General features: G+C 69.7%; 20 protein-coding genes. 14 read left to right on the forward strand and 6 right to left on the reverse strand.

Features of this window, described 5'->3' with window-relative positions; all coding sequences use genetic code 11:
* Positions 1–311: 311 nt before the first annotated feature.
* Entirely contained in the window at positions 312–1,343 is a 1,032-nt protein-coding gene (locus ELQ90_RS15850; protein WP_128496273.1) for a LacI family DNA-binding transcriptional regulator, read from the reverse strand.
* A 271-nt stretch (positions 1,344–1,614) separates the two neighbouring features.
* Here ELQ90_RS15850 and ELQ90_RS15855 point away from each other — a divergent pair, with 271 nt between their 5' ends.
* The 4 genes from ELQ90_RS15855 (at position 1,615) to ELQ90_RS15870 (ending at position 7,252) form a co-directional block, all read left to right on the forward strand.
* Positions 1,615–2,904, forward strand: coding sequence for an extracellular solute-binding protein (locus ELQ90_RS15855; protein ID WP_128496274.1), 1,290 nt, complete (start codon positions 1,615–1,617; stop codon positions 2,902–2,904).
* A 6-nt stretch (positions 2,905–2,910) separates the two neighbouring features.
* The gene (locus ELQ90_RS15860) at positions 2,911–3,939 is read left to right on the forward strand and encodes a carbohydrate ABC transporter permease (protein ID WP_128496275.1); all 1,029 of its coding nucleotides are present in this window, start codon (positions 2,911–2,913) and stop codon (positions 3,937–3,939) included.
* A complete protein-coding gene (locus ELQ90_RS15865; RefSeq protein WP_128496276.1) occupies positions 3,936–4,829 on the forward strand; it encodes a carbohydrate ABC transporter permease in 894 nt (297 codons plus the stop codon). The genes ELQ90_RS15860 and ELQ90_RS15865 overlap by 4 nt, the downstream gene beginning before the upstream one ends.
* Before the next feature lie 80 nt (positions 4,830–4,909).
* Positions 4,910–7,252 carry a beta-xylosidase/alpha-l-arabinosidase gene (locus ELQ90_RS15870; RefSeq protein ID WP_481808282.1) on the forward strand — a complete coding sequence of 781 codons (2,343 nt, stop codon included), beginning with the start codon at positions 4,910–4,912 and terminating at the stop codon, positions 7,250–7,252.
* A 33-nt stretch (positions 7,253–7,285) separates the two neighbouring features.
* Here the strand turns inward: ELQ90_RS15870 and ELQ90_RS15875 are convergent, their stop codons facing one another.
* Both ELQ90_RS15875 and ELQ90_RS15880 read right to left on the reverse strand, forming a co-directional pair.
* Positions 7,286–8,017 (reverse strand): DedA family protein, encoded by a 732-nt coding sequence (locus ELQ90_RS15875; RefSeq protein WP_128496278.1) that lies wholly within the window; start codon positions 8,015–8,017, stop codon positions 7,286–7,288.
* Positions 8,017–8,355 carry a hypothetical protein gene (locus ELQ90_RS15880; protein WP_128496279.1) on the reverse strand — a complete coding sequence of 113 codons (339 nt, stop codon included), beginning with the start codon at positions 8,353–8,355 and terminating at the stop codon, positions 8,017–8,019. The genes ELQ90_RS15875 and ELQ90_RS15880 overlap by 1 nt, the downstream gene beginning before the upstream one ends.
* Positions 8,356–8,581: 226 nt before the next feature.
* Here ELQ90_RS15880 and ELQ90_RS15885 point away from each other — a divergent pair, with 226 nt between their 5' ends.
* Positions 8,582–9,235 (forward strand): DedA family protein, encoded by a 654-nt coding sequence (locus ELQ90_RS15885; RefSeq protein ID WP_243696226.1) that lies wholly within the window; start codon positions 8,582–8,584, stop codon positions 9,233–9,235.
* A 6-nt stretch (positions 9,236–9,241) separates the two neighbouring features.
* Here the strand turns inward: ELQ90_RS15885 and ELQ90_RS15890 are convergent, their stop codons facing one another.
* Positions 9,242–10,180, reverse strand: a complete 939-nt coding sequence (locus tag ELQ90_RS15890; protein ID WP_128496281.1) for a LysR family transcriptional regulator — start codon at positions 10,178–10,180, stop codon at positions 9,242–9,244.
* A 349-nt stretch (positions 10,181–10,529) separates the two neighbouring features.
* Between ELQ90_RS15890 and ELQ90_RS15895 the strand changes: the two genes are divergently transcribed.
* The 9 genes from ELQ90_RS15895 to ELQ90_RS15930 all read left to right on the forward strand — a co-directional run bounded on the left by ELQ90_RS15895 (position 10,530) and on the right by ELQ90_RS15930 (position 19,824).
* Positions 10,530–11,228: a hypothetical protein gene (locus ELQ90_RS15895; RefSeq protein WP_128496282.1), complete on the forward strand. Its 699-nt coding sequence runs from the start codon at positions 10,530–10,532 to the stop codon at positions 11,226–11,228.
* A 97-nt stretch (positions 11,229–11,325) separates the two neighbouring features.
* Positions 11,326–11,835 carry a hypothetical protein gene (locus tag ELQ90_RS15900; protein ID WP_128496283.1) on the forward strand — a complete coding sequence of 170 codons (510 nt, stop codon included), beginning with the start codon at positions 11,326–11,328 and terminating at the stop codon, positions 11,833–11,835.
* Between the two features lie 235 nt (positions 11,836–12,070).
* Complete coding sequence (locus ELQ90_RS16720) at positions 12,071–12,451, forward strand: hypothetical protein (RefSeq protein ID WP_166409127.1); 381 nt, start codon at positions 12,071–12,073, stop codon at positions 12,449–12,451.
* Between the two features lie 4 nt (positions 12,452–12,455).
* Positions 12,456–13,376: a T6SS immunity protein Tdi1 domain-containing protein gene (locus ELQ90_RS15905; protein WP_166409129.1), complete on the forward strand. Its 921-nt coding sequence runs from the start codon at positions 12,456–12,458 to the stop codon at positions 13,374–13,376.
* 41 nt (positions 13,377–13,417) lie between these two features.
* On the forward strand, positions 13,418–13,942 hold the full coding sequence (locus ELQ90_RS15910) for a hypothetical protein (protein ID WP_128496285.1): 525 nt from the start codon (positions 13,418–13,420) through the stop codon (positions 13,940–13,942).
* 30 nt (positions 13,943–13,972) lie between these two features.
* Complete coding sequence (locus tag ELQ90_RS16825) at positions 13,973–14,650, forward strand: DUF2185 domain-containing protein (RefSeq protein ID WP_208020691.1); 678 nt, start codon at positions 13,973–13,975, stop codon at positions 14,648–14,650.
* 218 nt (positions 14,651–14,868) lie between these two features.
* Entirely contained in the window at positions 14,869–16,602 is a 1,734-nt protein-coding gene (locus tag ELQ90_RS15920; protein WP_128496286.1) for an L-aspartate oxidase, read from the forward strand.
* Positions 16,603–16,706: 104 nt separating this feature from the next.
* On the forward strand, positions 16,707–17,801 hold the full coding sequence (locus tag ELQ90_RS15925; protein WP_128496287.1) for an LLM class flavin-dependent oxidoreductase: 1,095 nt from the start codon (positions 16,707–16,709) through the stop codon (positions 17,799–17,801).
* Between the two features lie 217 nt (positions 17,802–18,018).
* A complete protein-coding gene (locus tag ELQ90_RS15930; RefSeq protein WP_128496288.1) occupies positions 18,019–19,824 on the forward strand; it encodes an endonuclease/exonuclease/phosphatase family protein in 1,806 nt (601 codons plus the stop codon).
* A 111-nt stretch (positions 19,825–19,935) separates the two neighbouring features.
* On the opposite strand, the gene ELQ90_RS15935 is transcribed toward ELQ90_RS15930, so the two are convergent.
* Positions 19,936–20,388, reverse strand: a complete 453-nt coding sequence (locus ELQ90_RS15935) for a septum formation family protein (RefSeq protein WP_128496289.1) — start codon at positions 20,386–20,388, stop codon at positions 19,936–19,938.
* Between the two features lie 177 nt (positions 20,389–20,565).
* Positions 20,566–20,786 (reverse strand): HNH endonuclease (locus ELQ90_RS15940; RefSeq protein WP_133425025.1); only part of this gene is annotated, 221 nt, incomplete at its 5' end.

Here is a 20,786-nt window from a genome sequence, read left to right on the forward strand (position 1 = left end):
CGGCTCGGGACGATGTTCGGTTGGCGCGAGTCCGCTATCCCGGCGACTCCGGACAGCTGACTCGTGACAACCCAGCGGATGCCGGGTCTCGGTCGCCGCGCCGGACAGCCGATTCGCGACAGCCGGGCGCACGACCTTGCGGAGGTCTCGTGTTGGGTTGGCGTGAATCCGCTGTCCCGGCGGCTTCTGATAGCGGATCTGCGACAACCCAACGAACGACTCGAGACGTAACCCAACGGGGGCGCGGCTCGGGGTGCTACGCGCTCAGTAAGCGGCCGGCGCCGCGTGAGCTACGTCGGGCGACGTGCGCGTCATGCCAACGCCTGAGCCGCCGCCGCCGACGACGCGGCGGGCGGAGCGGCCGTCGTCGCCCGACGCACGAGCCGCGTCGGAAGACGCACGTGCATGTGCTCCGGCTCCTCGCCGGCCATGAGCGCGATGAGCATGTGCGCGGCGGACGCGCCGAGGTTCTGCATCGGCTGACGGATCGTCGTGAGCGCGGGGTTGAGCTGGGAGGCCTCGGGGATGTCGTCGAAACCCACGACGCTGAGGTCGCGCGGGACGGAGAGTCCTCGGTTCGACGCGACCTCGACCATCGCGATCGCGGAGAGGTCGTTCGCCGCGAACACGGCCGTCGGGCGGTCGGGGAGGGAGAGCAGGGCGACGGCGGGTTCGCGCGACGTCTCCTGCTGATAGAGACCGATACGGACGAGCGACGGGTCGAACGGGATGCCGGCCTCGGAGAGTGCGCGTTTGTAACCGGCTTCCCGAGCGATCGACGACCGTAGATCGGGGCGCCCGCCCAGGAGACCGATGCGACGATGGCCGAGCTCGATGAGGTGGCGCGTCGCCTGCATCGCCCCCGCGAAGCTGTCGGACTCGACCGTGGGCAGATCGGCGCGGCCGGTGTGCGGGTCGATCGCGACGACGGGGATGTCGCTCGAGGCGGTCACGACCGTGGGCGTCACCATGATGGCGCCGTCGATGAGGGTTCCGCTCAAGCGGCTGAGCGAGCGGCGCTCCCACCCTTCACTGTCGCGCTGCCGCGTGCCGCTGTAGGCGAGCAGGTCGTAGCGCGAGCGGTGCAGGGCCGCGCCCACGCCCTTGAGGATCTCGGAGCTGAAGGGCTCGAAGTCGGCGACGAGCACCCCGATGACGCCGGTGCGGTGCGATCGCATGCTGCTCGCGACGAGGCTCGACTCGTAGCCGAGTTCGTGCACGACGTCGAGCACACGCTGCGCCGTGGACGCCGAGATGCCGTAGCGCCCGTTCACGGCCTTCGACACGGTCGCGACCGAGACACCGGCCGCGGCGGCGACGTCGTGGATGGTGGGGCGGGCCATGGCGAGAGCATACGCCCGGATCTCACCCTTCTCCGTCCCCATCGAAATGGTTTTCGAAAACGTTTGACACCTTTTCGCGGCCCGGGTGAGACTGAGCCGGTCCGAGGGACACGCCACAGCAGCGACGCCGGCGTCAGCCTCAACCCGAGTCCCCTCGCGGGGAACGGATTCACCCCCCCCCTGATGCCCGGAGACGGGCTGATGCCCGGAGACGGGCTGATGCCCGGAGACGGGCAGCACCGCTCAACGAAGAGAACAGGTTGAACCATTCATGAAGGCCACCAAGATCCTCGCCGGATCCTCCGCCCTCCTCCTCGGAGCACTCGCCCTGAGCGCGTGTTCCAACGACTCGGGCGGCGGCTCCTCCGATGGGAGCGTCGCCATGACGCTCTGGCAGAACTCCACGACGGGACCCGGACAGGAGTTCTGGGACCAGACGATCGCCGACTTCGAGAAGGAGAACCCGGGCGTCACGATCGAGGCCCAGGCGATCCAGAACGAGGACCTCGACGGCAAACTCCAGACCGCCCTCAACTCGGGTGACGCGCCCGACGTCTTCCTGCAGCGCGGCGGCGGCAAGATGGCCGCCATGGTCGCTGCCGGTCAGCTCATGGACCTGACCGACAAGCTGTCGGACGACGCCACCGCCGAGATCCCCGAGGGATCGTTCTCGGCGAACTCGCTCGACGACAAGATCTGGGCGATGCCCGTCGCCGTTCTCCCCGGCGGCATCTTCTACAGCCAGGACCTCTTCACGGAGGCCGGGATCGAAGCCGCCCCGACGTCGATGGACGAGCTCGACTCGGCCGTCTCCGCTCTCAAGGAGTCGGGCGTCCAGCCCGTCGCCCTCGGCGGTAAGGACGCCTGGCCGGCCGCCCACTGGTACTACTTCTTCGCTCTCCGCGAGTGCAGCCAGGACGCTCTCGCCGAGGCCGCCGACTCCATGTCTTTCGAGGACGAGTGCTGGGTCCGCGCCGGTGAGGACCTCGAGGACTTCGCCGCGACGGAGCCGTTCAACGAGGGCTTCCTCACGACCGCCGCTCAGCAGGGCGCCGGCAGCTCCGCCGGTCTCATCGCCAACCACCAGGCCGGCATGGAGCTCATGGGTGCCTGGAATCCCGGCGTCATCGCGTCGTTGACCCCCGACGAGAAGCCGCTCCCGGACCTCGGCTGGTTCCCGTTCCCCGAGATCGAGGGCGGCGACGGGGGTGCCGGCGCCATCATGGGTGGCGTCGACGGCTACTCGTGCTCGGCCTCCGCTCCGCCGGAGTGCGTGGACTTCCTGAACTACCTCGCGACGAGCGACGTGCAGAAGAACTACTACGCGGCCTTCAACGCTCCGCCCGTGAACACCGTCGCGCAGGAAGCCGTCACCGAGCCGTACCTCCAGGACATCCTCGAGGCCTACAACGCCGCCCCGTACGTCTCGCAGTGGCTCGACACCGTCTACGGCCTCAACGTCGGCAACGCCCTCAACGTGGGAGTCGTCGACCTGCTCGCCGGCAAGAGCACACCGGAAGAGCTCGTCGAGGCCGTCAACGCCGCGGCAGCGAAGGCCTAGTCACTCATGCTCCAGACCCAGGTGAGTTCGTCGGACGAGACGGACACCCCGGCGGACCTCGCTGATCGCGAGGCCCGCCGGGCCACCGGGACCCTGCCGCCGCCCCCGAGCCCCGTGCGGGCCAGGGGCGGCGTCTGGGGGGCGCGCGCCGAGATCGCGCTCCTCGTCGGCCCGGCGCTCATCGTGTTCCTCGCCTTCGTGATCTTCCCGATCGTGATGGCGGCCTACTACGGCTTCTTCAGCTGGCAGGGGTACGGCGTCCCGACCGAGTTCGTGGGCTTCCGGAACTACCTCACGATCATCCAGGACCCGACGTTCCACGACGCCTTGCGGCACAACGCGATCATCGTCGTGCTCTCGCTCGTGCTCCAGGGTCCGGTCGCGATCCTGCTCGCGCTGCTGCTGAACCAGAAGCTGCGCGGCCAGTCGATCATCCGCGTGCTGATCTTCGTGCCGTACGTGATCTCCGAGGTCGTCGTCGGAACCGGTTGGAGCCTCATGCTCCAGACGAACGGCGCCGTCAACGGCCTCCTCGAGAAGGTCGGACTCGAGTCCTTCACCCAGGACTGGCTCTCGAACCCCGACATCGCCATCTGGACCCTCATGGCGATCATCACGTGGAAGTACATCGGCTTCGCCGTGATCCTCTTCCTCGCGGGTCTGCAGGGCATCCCCGAGGAGTTGTCGGAGGCCGCCGCCATCGACGGCGCGTCGTACTGGCAGATCCAGCGGTCGATCACGCTTCCGCTGCTCGCCCCGACCCTCCGTATCTGGGCGTTCCTGTCGATCATCGGCGCGCTGCAGTTGTTCGACCTCGTCTACATCATCTGGGGTCAGTACGTCTCGGCCACGGCGGGCACGTCGACGATGGCGACCTACCTCGTCACGAACGGCCGCAACGCCGGGAGCTACGGTTTCGGCAACGCCGTCGCGGTCGTGCTCTTCCTCATCTCCCTCGTCGTCGCCCTGATCTACCAGCGGTTCGTGCTGCGGCGCGACACCGACGGCGCACTCACCGGGAAGGCCGGACGATGACCGCTTCGCTCCAGACCGTCAACATGCCGGGCGTCCGTCCCCGTGGCGGGGGGCATGATCGCGCGCCCGTGCGCCGCGGGTTGGGCCGCCCGCTCGGATACGTCGCAGCGGTCATCGTGATCATCGCGATGCTCGCTCCCGTCGCGTTCATCATCATCGGCGGCTTCCGCACGAACTCCGAGATCACGACGGACCCCTCTGGCTGGCCGTCGGTGTGGAACATCGGGAACTACCTCGACGTCCTCACCGGGGGGATCTTCTGGCAGGAGGTGCTCAACTCCGTCATCGCGGGTGCCGCTACCACCGCCGGAGTCGTCGTCCTCGGACTCATGGCGAGCTACGTGCTCGCGCGCTACCGGTTCAGGGGACGGGGAGCGCTGTACGCGATCTTCGCCGCGGGCCTCATGTTTCCCATGACCGTGGCCATCACGCCGCTCTACATCCTCGTGAAGAACCTGGGACTCATGAACTCGCTCGGCGGGGTCATCCTGCCGCAGATCGCCTTCGCCCTGCCGACCACGATCATCATCCTCGTGCCGTTCCTGCGTGCGATCCCGGACGAGATCCAGGAGGCCGCGTTCATCGACGGCTGCAGTCGGCTCGGCTTCTTCTGGCGCATGGTCGTGCCGCTCGCGATGCCGGGCGTCATCACGGTGGGCATCCTCGCGTTCATCGCGAGCTGGAACAGCTACCTCCTCCCACTCTTCATCCTCAACAACGAGGCGACGTTCACCCTGCCGCTCGGCGTGCAGGCGTTCTCGTCGCAGTACTCCGTCGACACGGCGAAGGTGCTCGCCTTCACTTCGTTGTCGATGATCCCGGCGCTGTTGTTCTTCGCCTTCTTCGAACGCCGCATCGTCGGCGGACTCACCGGGGCGGTCAAGGGATGACCGTCGAAAGGACCCTCTCCGTGCACGACTCATCGACCGCTCCGTCGAGCGATCCCGCGACGGCCGCTGCCGCGCCCCACCTGACCGACGAGGGGGACGCGCTCGTGTCGGCGCGCGTTCACGAACTCCTCGAGAGCATGACGCTCGAGGAGAAGATCGCGCAGCTCGTGGGCTTCTGGGTCGACCAGGGCGACGAGGTCGTCGCACCCCTCGCGGGGGAGATGGCGACGAGCACACGCTACGACGAGTTCACCCGTCACGGTCTCGGTCAGCTCACGCGCGTGTACGGCACACGCCCCGTCGATCCCGCCGAGCGCGCCGAGTGGTTGTGGCGCGAGCAGCGCCGGCTCGTGACGGAGACCCGCCTCGGCATCCCCGCACTCGTGCACGAGGAGTGCCTCACGGGACTCGCGGCCTGGCAAGCGGCCACCTTCCCGACTCCGCTCGCGTGGGGCGCGTCGTTCGACCCCGAGCTCGTCGAGGAGATGTCGCGACTCATCGGCCGGTCCATGCGTGAGCTCGGCGTGCACCAGGGCCTCGCGCCCGTGCTCGACGTGATCCGGGACCCGCGCTGGGGCCGCGTCGACGAGTGCATCGCCGAGGACCCCTACGTCGTCGGCACGATCGGCACCGCCTACGTCCGGGGCCTCCAGGCGGAAGGCGTGCATGCGACGCTCAAGCACTTCGTCGGGTACTCCGCGTCGCAATCGGGCCGGAATCACGCGCCCGTGCACGCGGGGCCTCGCGAGATCGCCGACGTGCTGCTGCCGCCCTTCGAGATGGCGGTCTTCGACGGCGGCGTCCGTTCCGTCATGAACTCGTACGCGGAGATCGACGGCGTCCCCGTCGGCGCCGACCCGACGTACCTCACGGAGGTCCTGCGCGAGCGCTGGGGCTTCGACGGTGTCGTCGTGTCCGACTACTTCTCCGTCGCCTTCCTCCACCTCATGCACGCCGTCGCGGCGACGCCGGGGGAGGCCGCCGCCCTCGCGCTCGAGGCAGGCATCGACGTCGAGCTTCCCACGGGTGACGCGTACCTCGAACTCGCCGAGCTCGTACGGGCCGGTGTCGTCGACGAGGCGCTCGTCGATCGCTCCGTTCTGCGTGTGCTCGACCAGAAGGAGGAGCTCGGTCTCCTCGACGAGACGTTCGACGAGGCTCCCACCGGCATCGATCTCGATTCGCCCGAGCACCGGGCCGTCGCGCTGCGGCTCGCCGAGGAGTCCGTCGTGCTGCTCGCGAACGATGGAGTGCTGCCTCTCGGCGGCACGGCTACGTCGGGGGCGGGGCCCGCCCGCGTGGCCGTGATCGGGCCAAACGCCGACTCGTCGGAAGCGCTCATGGGCTGCTACTCCTTCGTCAATCACGTCCTCGCCCACCATCCCGGCGTCGAGGCGGGGATCGAGCTTCCGACGGTGCTCGAATCGCTGCGCGACGAGCTCGACGGCTCTGTCGTCTCGCACGCCGTCGGCTGCGCCGTCGAGGGTGACGACCGTTCGGGCTTCGCTGAGGCGCAGGCCGTCGCACGCGACGCGGACGTCGCCGTCGTCGTCGTGGGCGACCGCGCGGGCCTCTTCGGTCGCGGCACCGTCGGGGAGGGCAACGACGTCGAGTCGCTCGAGCTCCCGGGCGTGCAGCGCGAACTCGTCGAGGCGGTCCAGTCGACGGGAACGCCCGTCGTCCTCGTCCTTCTCACGGGTCGGCCGTACGCGATCGGGTGGGCCCTCGACACGGCGGATGCTCCCGCCGCCGTCGTGCAGGCGTTCTTCCCGGGCGAGGAGGGCGGCCGCGCTCTGGCCGGCATCCTCTCGGGGCGCGTGCACCCGAGCGGGCGTCTGCCCGTGTCGCTGCCGCGCTCGGCCGGTGCCCAGCCGTTCTCGTACCTGCACCCGATCCTCGGCGGGTCATCCGAGATCACGAGCGCCGACACGACCCCCGTGCGTCCTTTCGGTTTCGGCCTCGGCTACACGCGCTTCGAGCGCAGCGAGCTCGCGGTCGACGGCGACGTCGTCGCCGGGGGCTCGTTCTCCGCGAGCGTGCGGGTACGCAACGCGGGCGACCACGCGGGAGTGGACGTCGTCCAGCTGTACGCACGCGACGTCTTCGCCTCCGTCACGCGGCCGGTCGCCCAGCTCGTCGGTTACGCGCGCGTCTCGCTCGAGGCCGGTGAGGAGGCCGTGGTGCGCTTCGACGTGCCGACGACCCGCTTCGCCTTCACCGGCCGGAGCGGCGCACGCATCGTCGAGCCGGGGTCCGTGGAGCTGTGGGTCGGCCCGTCGAGCGCCGACAAGGAGACCACGTCCTCGGTCGAGATCACGGGCGGCGAGTACGCCGTCACGACGGCCGACCCCCGCCTCGTCGAGGTCGACATCAAGCGCGCATCCGAACCCGCCCGCAACGCGGAACCCGCCCGCACCTTCTAACGAGAGTGCTACACCCGTCCGAGGGCGCCCGTTCTACCGGGCGCCCTCGGGACGCAACTGCAGCCCTCGGCCGTCGTGGTGCTCCTGTTCGTGGTGCTCCTGTTCGTGCTGCTCCTGTTCGAGCTTCTGCTCCTGCTCGTGCTCGAGCCGGCGATCGCGGGCGGAACGGCGACGCGTCGCGATCCGGTCGATGCCCCAGCCGACCGCGACCGCGATCGCGACGGCGAGCGCCGCGGAGAGGATCGGATTCGCCGGCAGCAGGACGCCTGCGAGTCCGGCGAGCGCGATCGTCCACGCCGTCCATGCGGCGGAGGCCAGCAGGCTGATGGGCAGATAACGGGAGAGCGGCATCCGTCCCGCTCCCGCCGCCATGTTGACGAGGACGCGCACGACGGGAACGAAGCGGCCGGTCAAGAGCACGCTCACGGGCCGCGTCTCGAGTTGCGAATCCATGCCGTGGCGGATGCGCCGCACGGAGTCGCGCCGCATCCAGCGGAACGGTTCGCGACTGATCCGACGGCTGAACCGCCGCCCGATCCCGAACGCGATGAGGTCGCCCACCCATGCGGCGGCCCACGCCGTGAGGACGAGGAGCGGGAGCCACGGCGTCCCCGTCGACCAGGAGATCGCGGCGACCGCCACCACGATCGTCTCGCCCGGCACCGGCGGGAAGAACCCGTCGAGAGCGCAGAAGAGGAAGACGAGCAGGAACACCCATGGCGAGGCGGCCGCGCCCGTGACGAGCTCGGTGAGGTACTCGAACATCAGGCTGAGTGCGTCGAGCCGGTCGCGCCCGTCGGGTGGGTCCCGGTCGCGCGCACGACGATCGGTCCGGACCGGCGGCCGTGCCCCTGCCCGCGGACGACGCTTCTTGCGAGGGTGACGATGGCCCAGAGCGCCGTGAACACGGCACCGATGATGCCGAGCACCAGGAGGGCGACGAAGGCGACGACGGTGCCGATGAGCCCCGCGGCGCGCTGCCCGATCGTCACGCGTGGTATCGGCGGAGGTGTGTGCGCGCCTGCGGACGATTCGATGATGATGAGCTGAGGCGCCGAGTTCGACATGGGGTGGACGATCCTGGTCGGCAGGGTGGCGGTCATGGCGTGCTCCTGATTCGGTCCGGTCGCCGACTCCGCTGAGTGGCGATTCCTGAACGGTACGGAGCGTGCCCCACACGCCACATCACTCCACGGAGGTGTCCACCCCCTACCAGCGGGGTATCCCGTGATACCCGGACGGACCTCCGGGCGACCGCGGACACCTCGCGTTCACCGGCATCGATCACCATGGGAGCGACCAGTACCGGAGGGAGCGCTCGTGCCCGACATGGTGGCCGCGCTGTCCGCCGCCGTCGAGGACGTCGTGATGGCGAGCGTCGGACTGCCGTACCTGCTCCTCATCGTCGCGGCACTGTGCCTGATCGATGCGGTCTTTCCCGTCGTGCCGAGCGAGTCGGTGCTGATCGCCGTCGCGACGGTCTCGGTGTCGGCGGTCTCCACTGGTGCGACGAGCTCAGCGTCGGCCGGGCCGCCGCTCTGGGCGCTCGTCCTGGTGGCGGCGCTCGCCGCCTGGGTCGGCGACCACCTCGTCTTCCATCTCGGGCGTCGTGTCGGACCCGAGCGGTGGCGGTGGATGCGCCGAGCACGCGTCGCACAGGGCATCGGGTGGGCACGCGCGGCGCTCGCGCGCCGCGGCGGACTCTACATCGTGACCGGCCGGTTCATCCCGGGCGGCCGGGTCCTCGTCAACTTCGTCGCGGGATCCACCCGGTATCCCCGCGGACGGTTCGCCATCACGGCGGGGCTCGCCGCGATCGTGTGGGCGTCCTACTCGGTCGGCATCGGCGTGTTCTTCGGGACGGTGTTCGACGGGCAACCGCTCCTCGCGATGCTCGTCGGCATCGTCGTCGCGTGTGTCGCGGGGCTTGTGCTCGACGCGCTTTTCGGGCGCGCTCGCCGTGGCGAGACCATCACGGACTAGCGGGTCTCAGCCGTGTTTCGCCACGCGCATGGTCTCGCCCGCGCGATCGGCGAAGCTGCGGGCGGTTCGGGAGATCGTCGCCTGCATCACGTCGACCGCGCGAGTGGGGGCGACGTCCGACGGTCGGGCGAGGCTGATCGTGCGGGTGAGGCGCGGATCGGCGAGCCGCACGGAGCGGAGCCCCGGCCGGTCGATGAGCACCATCGCCGGAACGATCGCGACGCCGAGTCCCCGTTCGACGAACCGCAGCACGGCGTCCATCTCCGCTCCCTCGAGAACGACGTCGGGACGCAGCCCGGCCGCCGCGAACGCCGCGTCGGTGGTGCCGCGGAGGTCGTACGACGAGCTGAACACGATCTGCGGGAGAGCGGCGACAGCGGCGAGGTCGATCGCCAGGCCCACGGCGATCGGCGGGGCGGCCGCCGACGAGATCACGACGAGTTCCTCAACGAGCAGGGGAATGAGCGAGAACCGCTCGGCGGAGCGATCGTCGGACGTCGTCACGAGGGCGAGGTCGAGTTCGCCGCTCGCGAGTTCGTCGAGCAGCCGCCGCGATCCTCGTTCGGAGAGGGAGAGCTCGATAGCGGGGTGGTCGGCATGGAACGCGCTGAGCACCTCCGCGACGAGGCTGATGCAGAGCGTCGGCGTGGCCCCGAGGCGCACCCGGCCGCGCTCGAGACCGGCGAGTTCGGCGAGCTCACGACGGACCGAGTCCGCGTCCGCGAGCATGCGGCGGGCGAGCGGGAGCAGCGACTGCCCGGCGGCCGTGAGGCTGCTTCCGCCGCGGGCGCGGTGGAAGAGCTGTGAGCCGAGATCCTGTTCGAGGGCGGCGATCTGGCGGCTGAGGGACGGCTGCGCGAGGTGGAGCTCGTCGGCCGCCCGGGTGAAGTTGCCGAGACGCGCGACCGCGACGAAACCGTGGAGTTGCTCGAGGTTCACTCGCATAGCGTATTCGCATCGCAGCTGCCCTCGATATGCAGTTGAGTAATCCCGCGGTACCTCGAGCGTTGAGGAATGATCGCTTCCGACTCGTCCGCTTCCGACTCGTCCGCTTCCGACTCGTCCGAATCCCCGCGCCGTCCGCGTCAACACCCACCCCTCGTGCCGCCCGTGCCCCCGGGCGGATGACGGCTCGCAGGCGGGGTTCTTCACCCCGCTCGTAGATCTTCTGGGCCGGGTCGGGGCACGATGGGTACAGGATGACGATGAGGGGGACGAGGATGAGCGTGCGTCCGACGCTGCGGGATTCGCCGGCCGAGCGGGTCGGCGACGTCCGCGTGGAACCGGTGCCGCTGTGAGCGCGCGTCCCGCTCCGGCGTACCCGGGCATGGTGTTCGGCTACCCCTGGATCGATCCGCGGATCACGGTCGTGCACCGCGAGGACGGACCGCGCGAGGTCGTCTACGGCAACGTGCACGTCCCGCGCCACGAACAGCGGGCGTGGGCTTTCGCGGCGGTGCGGCTCGACCGCATGATGCCGCACATCGTGCTCGAGAACCTCCGTGGCGGTGGGCTGATCGCCTGCAGCGTGGGTCTCCCCGACGGGAAGCGGCTGCGGCTCGAGGGAGATTTCGACCGGACGTTCGCCCTCCACGTCGCGGAGGGCTACGAGACGGACGCCCTGTATCTGTTCACGCCGGACGTGATGGAGCGCGTGCTCACCATCCCCGCGAAGCTGGACATGGATGTCGAGATCGTCGACGACTGGCTGCTGATCTATTCGCCGATCCCGATCGTCTCCCTCGAGGCGGCGGCGGGCGTCCCCGTCCGGGAGACGAGTGTCCTGCCGGCCCTGGAGGCACTCGTCGCCGGACTGACGCCGAAGATCGGCGGCTGGGGCCGTTGGAGTGACCACCGCGAGCCGGATGCTGGCGCGGTCTCGCCAGCGGGCCGGCGCATGCCGCGGCCGCGGGGCCGGTTCGACTACGTCGTCCACGTGCTGTTCTGGGGCGGGCTCGCGGGCTTGTTCTGGCTGTGGTGGTCGCTGAACTGACGATCCGGATGGGCAGCCCCCTCCGGTCGGGAGGACGAGGAGGCGGCCTACGCCAACGAGGTGCAGCACGCACGACGTCCCGTTCGGCAATGCCGCGGTGTTGCGCACCGACCTGGGTGACGCGGCGGCCGGGCTTTCCGCGGAGCTGCGTGGGTGGATCCACTCCTCGGTCGAGATCCGGGTGGTCGATGTCCGGGTGGTCGATGTTCGCTCGTGGTGTCAGGATCGTTCTATGACGTTCGGGCCAGGCGGAGCGACCATCGACCGGTTCATCGATTGGCTGGGCAGCAGATCCGACGAGCAACTGCAATCAGCTCTCCGGCTTCTTCCTCGCCCTCGCCCCGCCGACGTCAAGGCCGCGCAGCGGCAACTGCTGGTCGTCAGGACTTCGGCCGCCGCGAACCAGTCGCTCAACACGTCTCTGCGGGACATGTGGTCTCAGTCGGATGCCCGTGACGCGCTGGGTACCGACTTCATCGTGTTCGCCGACGTCGTCCAGCTCGCCGGGCGAGCGGTTCTCGTGCGTCACCGGCTCGAGCCGGCGACGTTCGATCTCATCGTGCGGCCGTTCCGGGATGCCGGATTCGATTTCGACCAGGAGGCCTGAGCCGGTGGTGACTTTCGCGCGTTTCGAGCCGTCGGCTCCGATCTCCGAGCCGCAAGGTTCCGCGCGAGAGCCTCTACGTTCCGCCCAGCACCGGGTGGCGGGGTCGCGGTGTCCGCATGGTGCCCACTGAGCGCTCGCGGGCACGGCACCGTGATGACCGTCCCGGTGACGGCACCCCGACCGAGCGTGGAGATCCGCTTCATCGATGTCCGAATCTGATGCAAGGATCGAGACTGTGACATTCGGTGCGCGCGGTGCGCAGATCGACCGCTTCGTGGGCTGGCTCGGGGGGCTCGAGGTCGGCGACCTGCAACGAGTCGTCGCCGCGATTCCGGTTCCCCGGCCGGCCCATGTCAAGGACGCTCAGCGCACGCTCGATTCGGTCAAGGTCTCGGCGGCGCAGAATCAGTCCCTCAACAAGGCTCTCCGTGACCTGTGGGCCGAGTCGGGAGCGCGCGATGCGTTCGACGACGCCGGTCTGTTCCTTCGTCTCGCGACCAACGCATCCATGGCGGGCCAGGCGATCCTGGTTCGCGACCGCCTGGCTCCCGAGATGTTCGATCTCATCGTGCAGCCCTTCCGGGATGCCGGATTCGATTTCGATCAGGAGGCCTGAACCGGTGGTGACTTTCGCGCGTTTCGAGCCGTCGGCTCCGATCTCCGAGGAGACGATCGCCCGGTTCGCACCGAACGCTCCCGAGGGGGCGGCGGAGATGTGGCGCCGGTACGGCACCGGGGTCCTCGGGGACGGCTTCGTGCGGGTCGTCGACCCCGCGCGGGGCGCGCAGATGACCGAGGGAGTGCTGGGGCTGGCACCGACCGCGGTGGTGCTGTTCTCCACGGCGCTCGCCGACCTCGTCATCTGGAACGACGGCGCGTTCCTGGTCGCGAAGTTCCGCTGGGGTGTCGTTCAGTACACGGACCGCGCTGTGACGCTCGAGCAGTTCACGCAGTGGCTGCAGGACGAGCAGCGGCTCGACGAGGCGTTCGAGCGGCAGCCGTACCCCGCGGCGGCCGCTCGCGATGGCGTTCCCGCCGTCGAGGAGTGCTTCGGGTTCGTGCCCCTGCTCGCGCTCGGCGGCGGCAACTCGGCCGACCACCTGCAGAAGATGGTGCTCTGGGAGCACATCGCGCTGATCGTGCAGGTCGCCGGTCCGCCGAAGGTCACGGGCCTCCTGGTGCCCCCGCCCGAACCGCAGGGCGACGCGACCGCTGGTCGGGCCCCGGCGTCCGACGGAGGCCTGGTCGTGGGAGAGGGACGCCCGACTCCCGACCAGCAGCGCCTGATCGACATCGGCGTGGGCTACTGGCGGCGCATGATCGCGGCGGACGCACCGCTCGGCTACACGCTGCTTCCGGAAGACGACGCCGTCGTCGTCTCGTACGCCGTGCGCGGCGGTGGACGGATCTACGTCGCGACGGACGGATCGGCCCTGTTCACGTACTCGTCGGCACCGCCGCACGAGGCGCTCGAGGTGTTCCGCTCGGGCCGCCGCACGCCGCCGGAGCACTTCCGGCCGGCCGATGGCACGCGCCGCTGACCCCGCCGATCACTGCCTCCCGAGGATGCCGAACCGATCACATGGAAATGAACGAGCCGCCGATACTGGCCGAGGCGCATCTGCGCACCGAGATGGCAGGTGCGCTCGCGGAAGCTGCGCCCGCCGCGTGGCGCGAGCTGCGCTACACCGCCGCGAGCGTCGGGGGCGTGACGGACGTCCAGGCGTCCGCCGTCTTCGATGACGAGCGTGCAGAGCCTCTTGATGCTCCGGGTCGCGTCTCCTTGCTGCGCTCGAGGCTGCGCACGGCGATGTACGAGCCGGGCAAGGGCACGTGGTTCTCGATGACGCTGACGGTGACTCGCGACGGTCGGGCGGGGGCGACGTACGCCTACGACGAGGAGCCGTGGTCGCACGTGCCGATCGTCTCGTCGGCGTGGTTGGCCGATCAGGAGAAGTTCCCGCGTGACCCGGAGCACCGTCCCGCGTGGCTGCAGCGGAAGCTGGCCGAGGCGGGCCACTCGGACCCGCCCCGCCGCGGAACTGCAGCGGGCGACGGCGGACCGATGCTCGAGTGCGAAGCTGCACGCGGGGTCGATGGGGACTGATATACAGATAATGACGAGAGGGGAGCGATGATGGCGACGCCATACATCGAGTTCATTCCGAAGGCAGGCGCGTGCCTGGCGACCACCAACGTGATCGAGGGGCGCGGCCGGGTCCGGTGGATGGTCAGGCGGCCTTCCCAGGCGCCCGCCGACAACGGCTGGCAGATCATGAGCCACATCGACACGAGCGAGTACCTGAACGACAGCTCGAACTGGCAGATCATCGACTTCAACGAGCTCTGCGCGATCGAGCCGGCGCTCATCGGGATCTGGGACCTGCCGGTGGGGTCCGACCTGCAGCTGGTGCACGACGAGCTCGGCATCCGGATCGTCGACACCGCGACGGGCCGCGAGGTTCCGCGCGACAGCCTCTACGTTCCGCCCCAGCACCGGTCGGAGCCCTCCGCGCCGGTGACCGGCACGGGAGGCGACGAGCGGCCCGACGCGCGGCAGCAGCACCTCATCGATGTCGGCGTCGCGCACTGGCGCAAGATGGTGCCCCAGGACGCTCCGCTCGGCTACCGCCTGCTTCCCGAGGATGACGCGGTCGCGGTGTTCCACATGGTGCGCGGCGGTGGCACGCTGTACATCGCGTCTGACGAGTCGGTCCTGTTCGCGCCATCCTCGGTCTCGCCCGATCAGGCGCTCGAGGTCTTCCGTTCCGGGCGACGCTCCGATACATCCAAGTTCCGGGCGGCCGGATCCTGACGGTGACGGCCATGACGACGATCGACCAGCGCTGCGCCGCCATCTGACGCCGGCGACCGAGCTCCTCGCGGCGACGGTCAGCGCCGGGTCCAGCCGACGAGCGGGAGGCGGCGTCGGAACCGACCCGGTGAGCGAGGCTCACGTCGATAGCCGATGCACATCGTCGCTAGGACTTATATGCATTGGAGTAATCCGAAAGACGCGCCTAGCGTGGAAGCATGACTACTTCAGAACGGCGAATCTCCACGTCGGTGCTCGTCATCGGGACCGGCGGCTCCGGCCTGCGCGCCGCGATCGAGCTCGCGGAGGCCGGCGTCGACGTGCTCGCCCTCGGCAAGCGCTCGAAGGCCGATGCCCACACCTCCCTCGCGGCAGGTGGCATCAACGCCGCCCTCGCGACGATGGACGAGGAGGACAGCTGGCAACAGCACGCCGCTGACACCCTCAAGGAGAGTTACCTGCTCGCGAACCCCCATACGGTGCAGATCGTGACGGAGGGCGCCGCCCGCGGGATCGACGACCTCGAGCGCTACGGCATGCCGTTCGCGCGCGAGGACGACGGGCGCATCTCGCAGCGCTTCTTCGGCGCCCACACGTACCGCCGGACCGCCTTCGCGGGCGACTACACCGGTCTCGAGATCCAGCGCACGCTCGTCAACCGCGCTGCCCAACTCCATGTGCCGATCCTCGACACCGTCTACGTGACGCGCATCCTCGTGAACGAGGACGGCGCCGTCTTCGGTGCGTACGGCTTCGACATCGAGGACGGCACCCGCTACCTCATCCACGCCGACGCGGTCATCCTCGCGGCCGGTGGCCACAACCGGATCTGGCGCCGCACGTCGTCGCGCCGTGACGAGAACACGGGCGACTCGTTCCGTCTCGCCGTCGAGGCGGGCGCCCGACTCCGTGACCCTGAGCTCGTCCAGTTCCACCCGAGCGGCATCATCGAGCCGGAGAACGCCGCCGGCACGCTCATCTCCGAGGCCGCCCGCGGCGAGGGCGGCATCCTGAGGAACGGCCTCGGCGAGCGGTTCATGCATCGCTACGACCCGGAGCGTCTCGAGCTGTCGACACGCGACCGCGTAGCACTCGCGTGCTACACGGAGATCAAGGAGGGGCGCGGCACGTCCAACGGCGGCGTCTGGCTCGACGTCTCGCACCTCCCACGCGAGACGATCATGACGCGCTTGCCGCGGGTCTACCAGACGATGCTCGAGCTGCAGATGCTCGACATCACGAAGGAGCCGATCGAGATCGCGCCGACGGCGCACTACTCGATGGGCGGCGTGTGGGTGCGGCCGGAGGACCACGGCACCGACGTGCCCGGTCTCTATGCGATCGGCGAGGCGTCGAGCGGACTGCACGGCGCGAACCGCCTCGGCGGGAATTCGCTCATCGAACTGCTCGTCTTCGGTCGCATCGTCGGCCAGGCGGCTGCGGACTACTCGGCGTCGCTCACGGCGCAGAAGCGGTCTGCCGCGGCCGTCGCGACGGCGCGTGACGAGATCGCGACGCTGCTCGCCGCCGACGGCGAGGAGAACGTGCGCGCTCTGCAGCGCGCGATCCGCAACACCATGACGGAGCACGCGGGCGTCGTCCGCGACGAGGCCGGGCTCCGCGCCGGTCTCGCCGAGCTGGACGCCATCGAGGCGCGAATCGCCGACGTCGGCATCCACCCCGACATCGCGGGATTCCAGGACCTCGCCCACGCGTTCGACCTGAAGTCGGCGGCCCTCGCCGCGCGTGCGACGCTCGAGGCGGCCCTCGAGCGCCGTGAGACGCGCGGGGCCCACAACCGCAGTGACTATCCCGAGCTCGACCCGGCGCTCCAGGTGAACCTCGTCTGGTCGCCGAGCACGGGTGTCGTGCGCGAGGAGATCCCGCCGATCCCCGCCGAGATCCAAGCGCTCATGCAGGAGGTCGCGGTCGCGGGCAAGCTGCTCGAGTAGCGGTCGGTGGCCGTGGTCACGTTGAGAATCGTCTTTCGCAGACGGCCCCGTTTCGGCGACAGCGGGCGGCGATCCGCGAGACCGTGAGAACGTAGGGTCGAAGGATGGCAGCAGCGGTTCCGTCCCCCTCGTCATCGCAACCGTCCGGCCGTGGCTCGAGCCGCACGCTCGCGCGGCTCGGCTTCCTCACGATGGGACTCTTCGACCCCGCCGACCCGCGCGCCGGCCACGAGTCGACGCTCGAACTCATCCGCTTCGGCGAGGAACTCGGTTTCGACAGTGCATGGCTGCGACACCGGCACCTGCAGTTCGGCATCTCCTCGCCCGTCGCCGTCATGGCAGCGGCGTCGCAGCGGACGAGCACGATCGAACTCGGCACCGCGGTCACCCCGCTCGGCGCGGAGAACCCGTTCCGCCTGGCCGAGGACCTCGCGACGGTCGACGTGCTGTCCGGCGGGCGGATCATGCCTGGCTTCAGCACGGGCCGACCGATGAACTTCGAGCGCTACCAGGACGCGATCTACCCGGACACGCTCGAGCAGGAGGTCCTCGGCTACGACCGCCTGCTCCGACTCCGGTCGTTCCTGCGCGGCGACGCCGTCGGCGAGGCGGGCCGCGCGGGCATCGAGGAATTCTCCGACCGCGTGGAACCGCACTCGCCGGGGCTCGCCGATCGCCTCTGGTACGGGGCCGCCGGGCTGCGCTCGGCGCAGTGGGCGGGGGAGAACGGCTTCCGGCTGCTCACGAGCAGCGTGATCGCGGGGGAGAACGGCACGACCGACTTCGCCTCCAACCAGGCCGAGCAGATCCGCGCCTACCGGGCGGTCCACCCGGACGGCGAGCGGGCGCGGGTGTCGCAGGGACTCGTCGTCATCCCGACGGACAGCGCGACGCCGACCCAGCGCGCCCGTTACCGCGACTACGTCGACTCCAGGGCCGGCCGGGTGGGAGTGGCGCACGGCCCCCGGCGGCTGCTCTTCGCCGCCGACCTGCTCGGCACCTCGGCGGAGATCGCCGAGCGACTCCGCGACGATGCGGGGTTCCGCGAGGTCGACGAGGTCGCGTTCGCGCTGCCGTTCACCCTCGAGCCCGAGGACTACGTGCAGATCCTCGGCGACATCGCGGGCGCGCTCGGGCCCGCGCTCGGCTGGCGGCCGGGTGTCGAGAAGGGGCGGGAGCACACGGCGCCGTTGCCGTGAGATCCCCCCTCATCGCGTCATGACGGCTGAGCCGATCATTCGGGTGGACGCGAGTGCCGCCCCCGCGACTTCGGGTGGCGTGGGGTGACTGGGAAGGTTCGGCGCCGGCGGCGAAGTGGATCGGAGGTTCACACGACCGGCACGAGGAGTTCACGAATGCGTCGATCGGAGTGAATAGCGTTCCGAAGGCTCACCCGATCGGAAGGACTCCTCCCCCATGCCTCATCCGTTCCCACCGCGTGACCGCCGCTCTGGCTCGCCGCGAGCGCGCCGCCGACTGAGTGCGCTCGTCGCCGTCGCGGCCGCGGCCGCGGCCGTCGCGATCCTCCCCGGAACCACCTTCTCAGGGCCGGCGTTCGCGGCAGCGGGAGCGCTGACCGTCGACGCGACGACGATCACCGAGGACGGCACCGTCTCGATCTCGTTCGATGCGGGAGAGGACGTCGCGGCGAAGAACTGGATCGGCATCTACCGTGACGGCATCGTCCCGGGCACGGGTCCCGCCTCCCTCGACTGGCGCTACGTGCCCGACGCGACGGGGACCGTGCAGTGGGGTCCGAACGAGCGCGGCGGATGGACGAGGAACACCGCCGACATCGGCATCGGCGACTACGACCTCTACCTCCTCCACGACGACGGGTACGGGGCGCTCGCCGGCCCCATCGATCTCACCGTGACGGCGGGTGAGCCCACCGAACCCGAGGAACCGACGAAGCCGACCGCCCCGAAGCCCGAAGTCGACGGAGTGAGCGAGCTCTCCGTCCTGACCTTCAACCTTTGGCACGGCGGGACCCAGATCGACGACGGATCACAGCGGATCGCGGACATCATCGCCGAGACGGATGCCGACGTGGTCTTCACGCCGGAGAAGGGCAGCGCGACGGGCGAGATCGCGCGCCTGCTCGGCTTCTCCTTCGTCGACGCGACCGATACCGGCGTCATCTCGCGCTACCCGATCCTCGACAGCGCGACCGTCGGCGGAGACTGGACGAAGGCCGTCCTCGACGTGAACGGCACGGAGACCGCTGTGTACGGCGGCCACCTCGAGTACCGCTGGTACGCGAACTACCTCCCGCGCGGATACGGCGGGGAGATCCGCGGGCTCCCGGGCGAATACCCTGTCGGGTGGGAGACGTGGGATCAGCTCGCGGCTCCCGTAACCGATGTCGACGAGATCCTGCGCGCGTCGAACGGCTCGGACCGGCCGGAGGAAGCCGCGGCCGTCGCCGCCGACGCCGCCGCAGAGCGGGCCGCCGGACGGCTCACGATCCTCGGCGGCGACTTCAACGAGCCCTCCGGTGAGGACTGGACCGAGGCCACCGCCGACATGTTCGACCACAACGGCACCGTGATCGAGTGGCCGGCGCTCCAGGTTCTGCTCGACGCAGGCATGGTCGACTCCTACCGGGAGAAGTACCCGGACCCCGTGACGCACCCCGGCATCACCTGGGCGATCGAGAACCCGGCGTTCGACCCGTCGGTCCTCACCTGGACTCCCGAGGCGGACGAGCGCGACCGGATCGACTTCGTGTTCTACACGCCCGACGAGCGCATCGCCCTGCAGGACTCTCTCATCGTCGGCCCGGAGGGCACGATCGTCCGGGGTGAGGTCGTCGACAAGGACAGCGAGGACGTCATCCTCTCGCCCGAGGGCGTCTGGCCGAGCGACCACAAGGCCGTCCTCTCGACCTTCGCCGTGTGCGACGTCGACTGCGCGGCCGAGCTGGAGCCCACGCCCGGCCCCACGGATCCCGTGCCAAACCCTGTGCCCTCCACCCCCGCTCCGACCGGGCCGCCGGCTGGAGACCCGTCGTCGCCGGGGCTGCCCGGAGGGGACGCCGGAACGGGTGACGAGTCGGCCGATGCAGATGGCGGATCGGGCGACGACCTCGCCGCGACGGGTGCCGACGGTGTCGTCGTCGAATGGGTTCTCGCGCTCCTCCTGATGGCCGCGGGCATCGGTGCGACCGTGCTCGCGCGGATCGGTGCACAGCGCCGAGCCCGGCACGCGACCAGAGAGTAGGGCGGCGGGGGTCGCTGCGACGACGATGGCTCGCTTCGATGTCGATCGAAGCGAGCCATCGTCGGCAGTACCGGCTGGCGCCGAGGGAACGCTGCGGGCGTCAGTCGGGCGTCATCGGCCTGCGTCGCGGAGGCTGCCCGTGGTCTGCTCGACGCCGCCGATGAGGCAGTTGATGGTCCGATCGCCCGCGGCCCAGCTGGCCGCTGTCGGGACGTAGTAGGTGAAGTCGTGCATGGAGTCGTCGTGTGCGACACCGATGAAGCCCTCGAATTCGGTCAAGCACTGCTCGTCGGCATACGCCGCCGTCTCGGCGTCGCCGGAGAAGTCGTCGTCGGTCATGACGAGGTTCGTCATCACCTCCCACGTGTGGGGGTCGCTGCACGGCACGGTGGGGACATCGTAGATCTCCTCCATGTCCTCCTCTCCCTCGGCGGGCGCCTCGGCCGACGCCTCGTCGTCGATGCAGTCGCCTTCCTCGAGGGTGAGGACGTCGGTGCTGCCACCTTCCACGATCTCGCCGGTCTCCGGGTCGCGCGTCTCTCCGGGAAGCAGGTCCTGGATCATGCTCCAGCCGGTCAGGAGGGCGGCGAGGGTCGAGAGCGTGTGCCGCCCGCGACGATATCCGCTCGCCCGTGACGGCCACAGTTCCTCGTTCGAGCGACATGCGTCGGCCTCGGGTGGCCGCTCATGTTCCCTGATCGATGTCCAAGGACGCGTGGCGGCGCCTCTCCCCTGAGGGCGCTAGCCGGTGGCAGCGAGTGGCGGTCGTCCGCGTGTTTTCGTGACGTGGGTCCAGTTTGGGTGTCCGGGTCCGCGGACGTGTGGGATTCCGTTGGGCATGCTGATGCGCCAGGGTCCGGAGTCGATCTTCTGGTGGTGGCCCCAACACAGGAGCACTCCGTTGTCGACGTGAGTTCGGCCGCCGTGCCGGTGCGGGGTGACGTGGTGGACTTCGCACCAGC

The sequence above is a fragment of the Labedella phragmitis genome (assembly GCF_004078635.1).
GTDB classification, from domain to species: Bacteria; Actinomycetota; Actinomycetes; order Actinomycetales; family Microbacteriaceae; genus Labedella; species Labedella phragmitis.

What these genes read in the sequence shown, in the direction of transcription:
- ELQ90_RS15850 (WP_128496273.1), bottom strand. Translation starts at nt 1,343, where the DNA reads ATGGCCCGCCCCACCATCCACGACGTCGCCGCCGCGGCCGGTGTCTCG.
- ELQ90_RS15855 (WP_128496274.1), top strand. Translation starts at nt 1,615, where the DNA reads ATGAAGGCCACCAAGATCCTCGCCGGATCCTCCGCCCTCCTCCTCGGA.
- ELQ90_RS15860 (WP_128496275.1), top strand. Translation starts at nt 2,911, where the DNA reads ATGCTCCAGACCCAGGTGAGTTCGTCGGACGAGACGGACACCCCGGCG.
- ELQ90_RS15865 (WP_128496276.1), top strand. Translation starts at nt 3,936, where the DNA reads ATGACCGCTTCGCTCCAGACCGTCAACATGCCGGGCGTCCGTCCCCGT.
- ELQ90_RS15875 (WP_128496278.1), bottom strand. Translation starts at nt 8,017, where the DNA reads ATGTTCGAGTACCTCACCGAGCTCGTCACGGGCGCGGCCGCCTCGCCA.
- ELQ90_RS15880 (WP_128496279.1), bottom strand. Translation starts at nt 8,355, where the DNA reads ATGACCGCCACCCTGCCGACCAGGATCGTCCACCCCATGTCGAACTCG.
- ELQ90_RS15885 (WP_243696226.1), top strand. Translation starts at nt 8,582, where the DNA reads ATGGTGGCCGCGCTGTCCGCCGCCGTCGAGGACGTCGTGATGGCGAGC.
- ELQ90_RS15890 (WP_128496281.1), bottom strand. Translation starts at nt 10,180, where the DNA reads ATGCGAGTGAACCTCGAGCAACTCCACGGTTTCGTCGCGGTCGCGCGT.
- ELQ90_RS15910 (WP_128496285.1), top strand. Translation starts at nt 13,418, where the DNA reads ATGGAAATGAACGAGCCGCCGATACTGGCCGAGGCGCATCTGCGCACC.
- ELQ90_RS16825 (WP_208020691.1), top strand. Translation starts at nt 13,973, where the DNA reads ATGGCGACGCCATACATCGAGTTCATTCCGAAGGCAGGCGCGTGCCTG.
- ELQ90_RS15920 (WP_128496286.1), top strand. Translation starts at nt 14,869, where the DNA reads ATGACTACTTCAGAACGGCGAATCTCCACGTCGGTGCTCGTCATCGGG.
- ELQ90_RS15925 (WP_128496287.1), top strand. Translation starts at nt 16,707, where the DNA reads ATGGCAGCAGCGGTTCCGTCCCCCTCGTCATCGCAACCGTCCGGCCGT.
- ELQ90_RS15930 (WP_128496288.1), top strand. Translation starts at nt 18,019, where the DNA reads ATGCCTCATCCGTTCCCACCGCGTGACCGCCGCTCTGGCTCGCCGCGA.
- ELQ90_RS15935 (WP_128496289.1), bottom strand. Translation starts at nt 20,388, where the DNA reads ATGATCCAGGACCTGCTTCCCGGAGAGACGCGCGACCCGGAGACCGGC.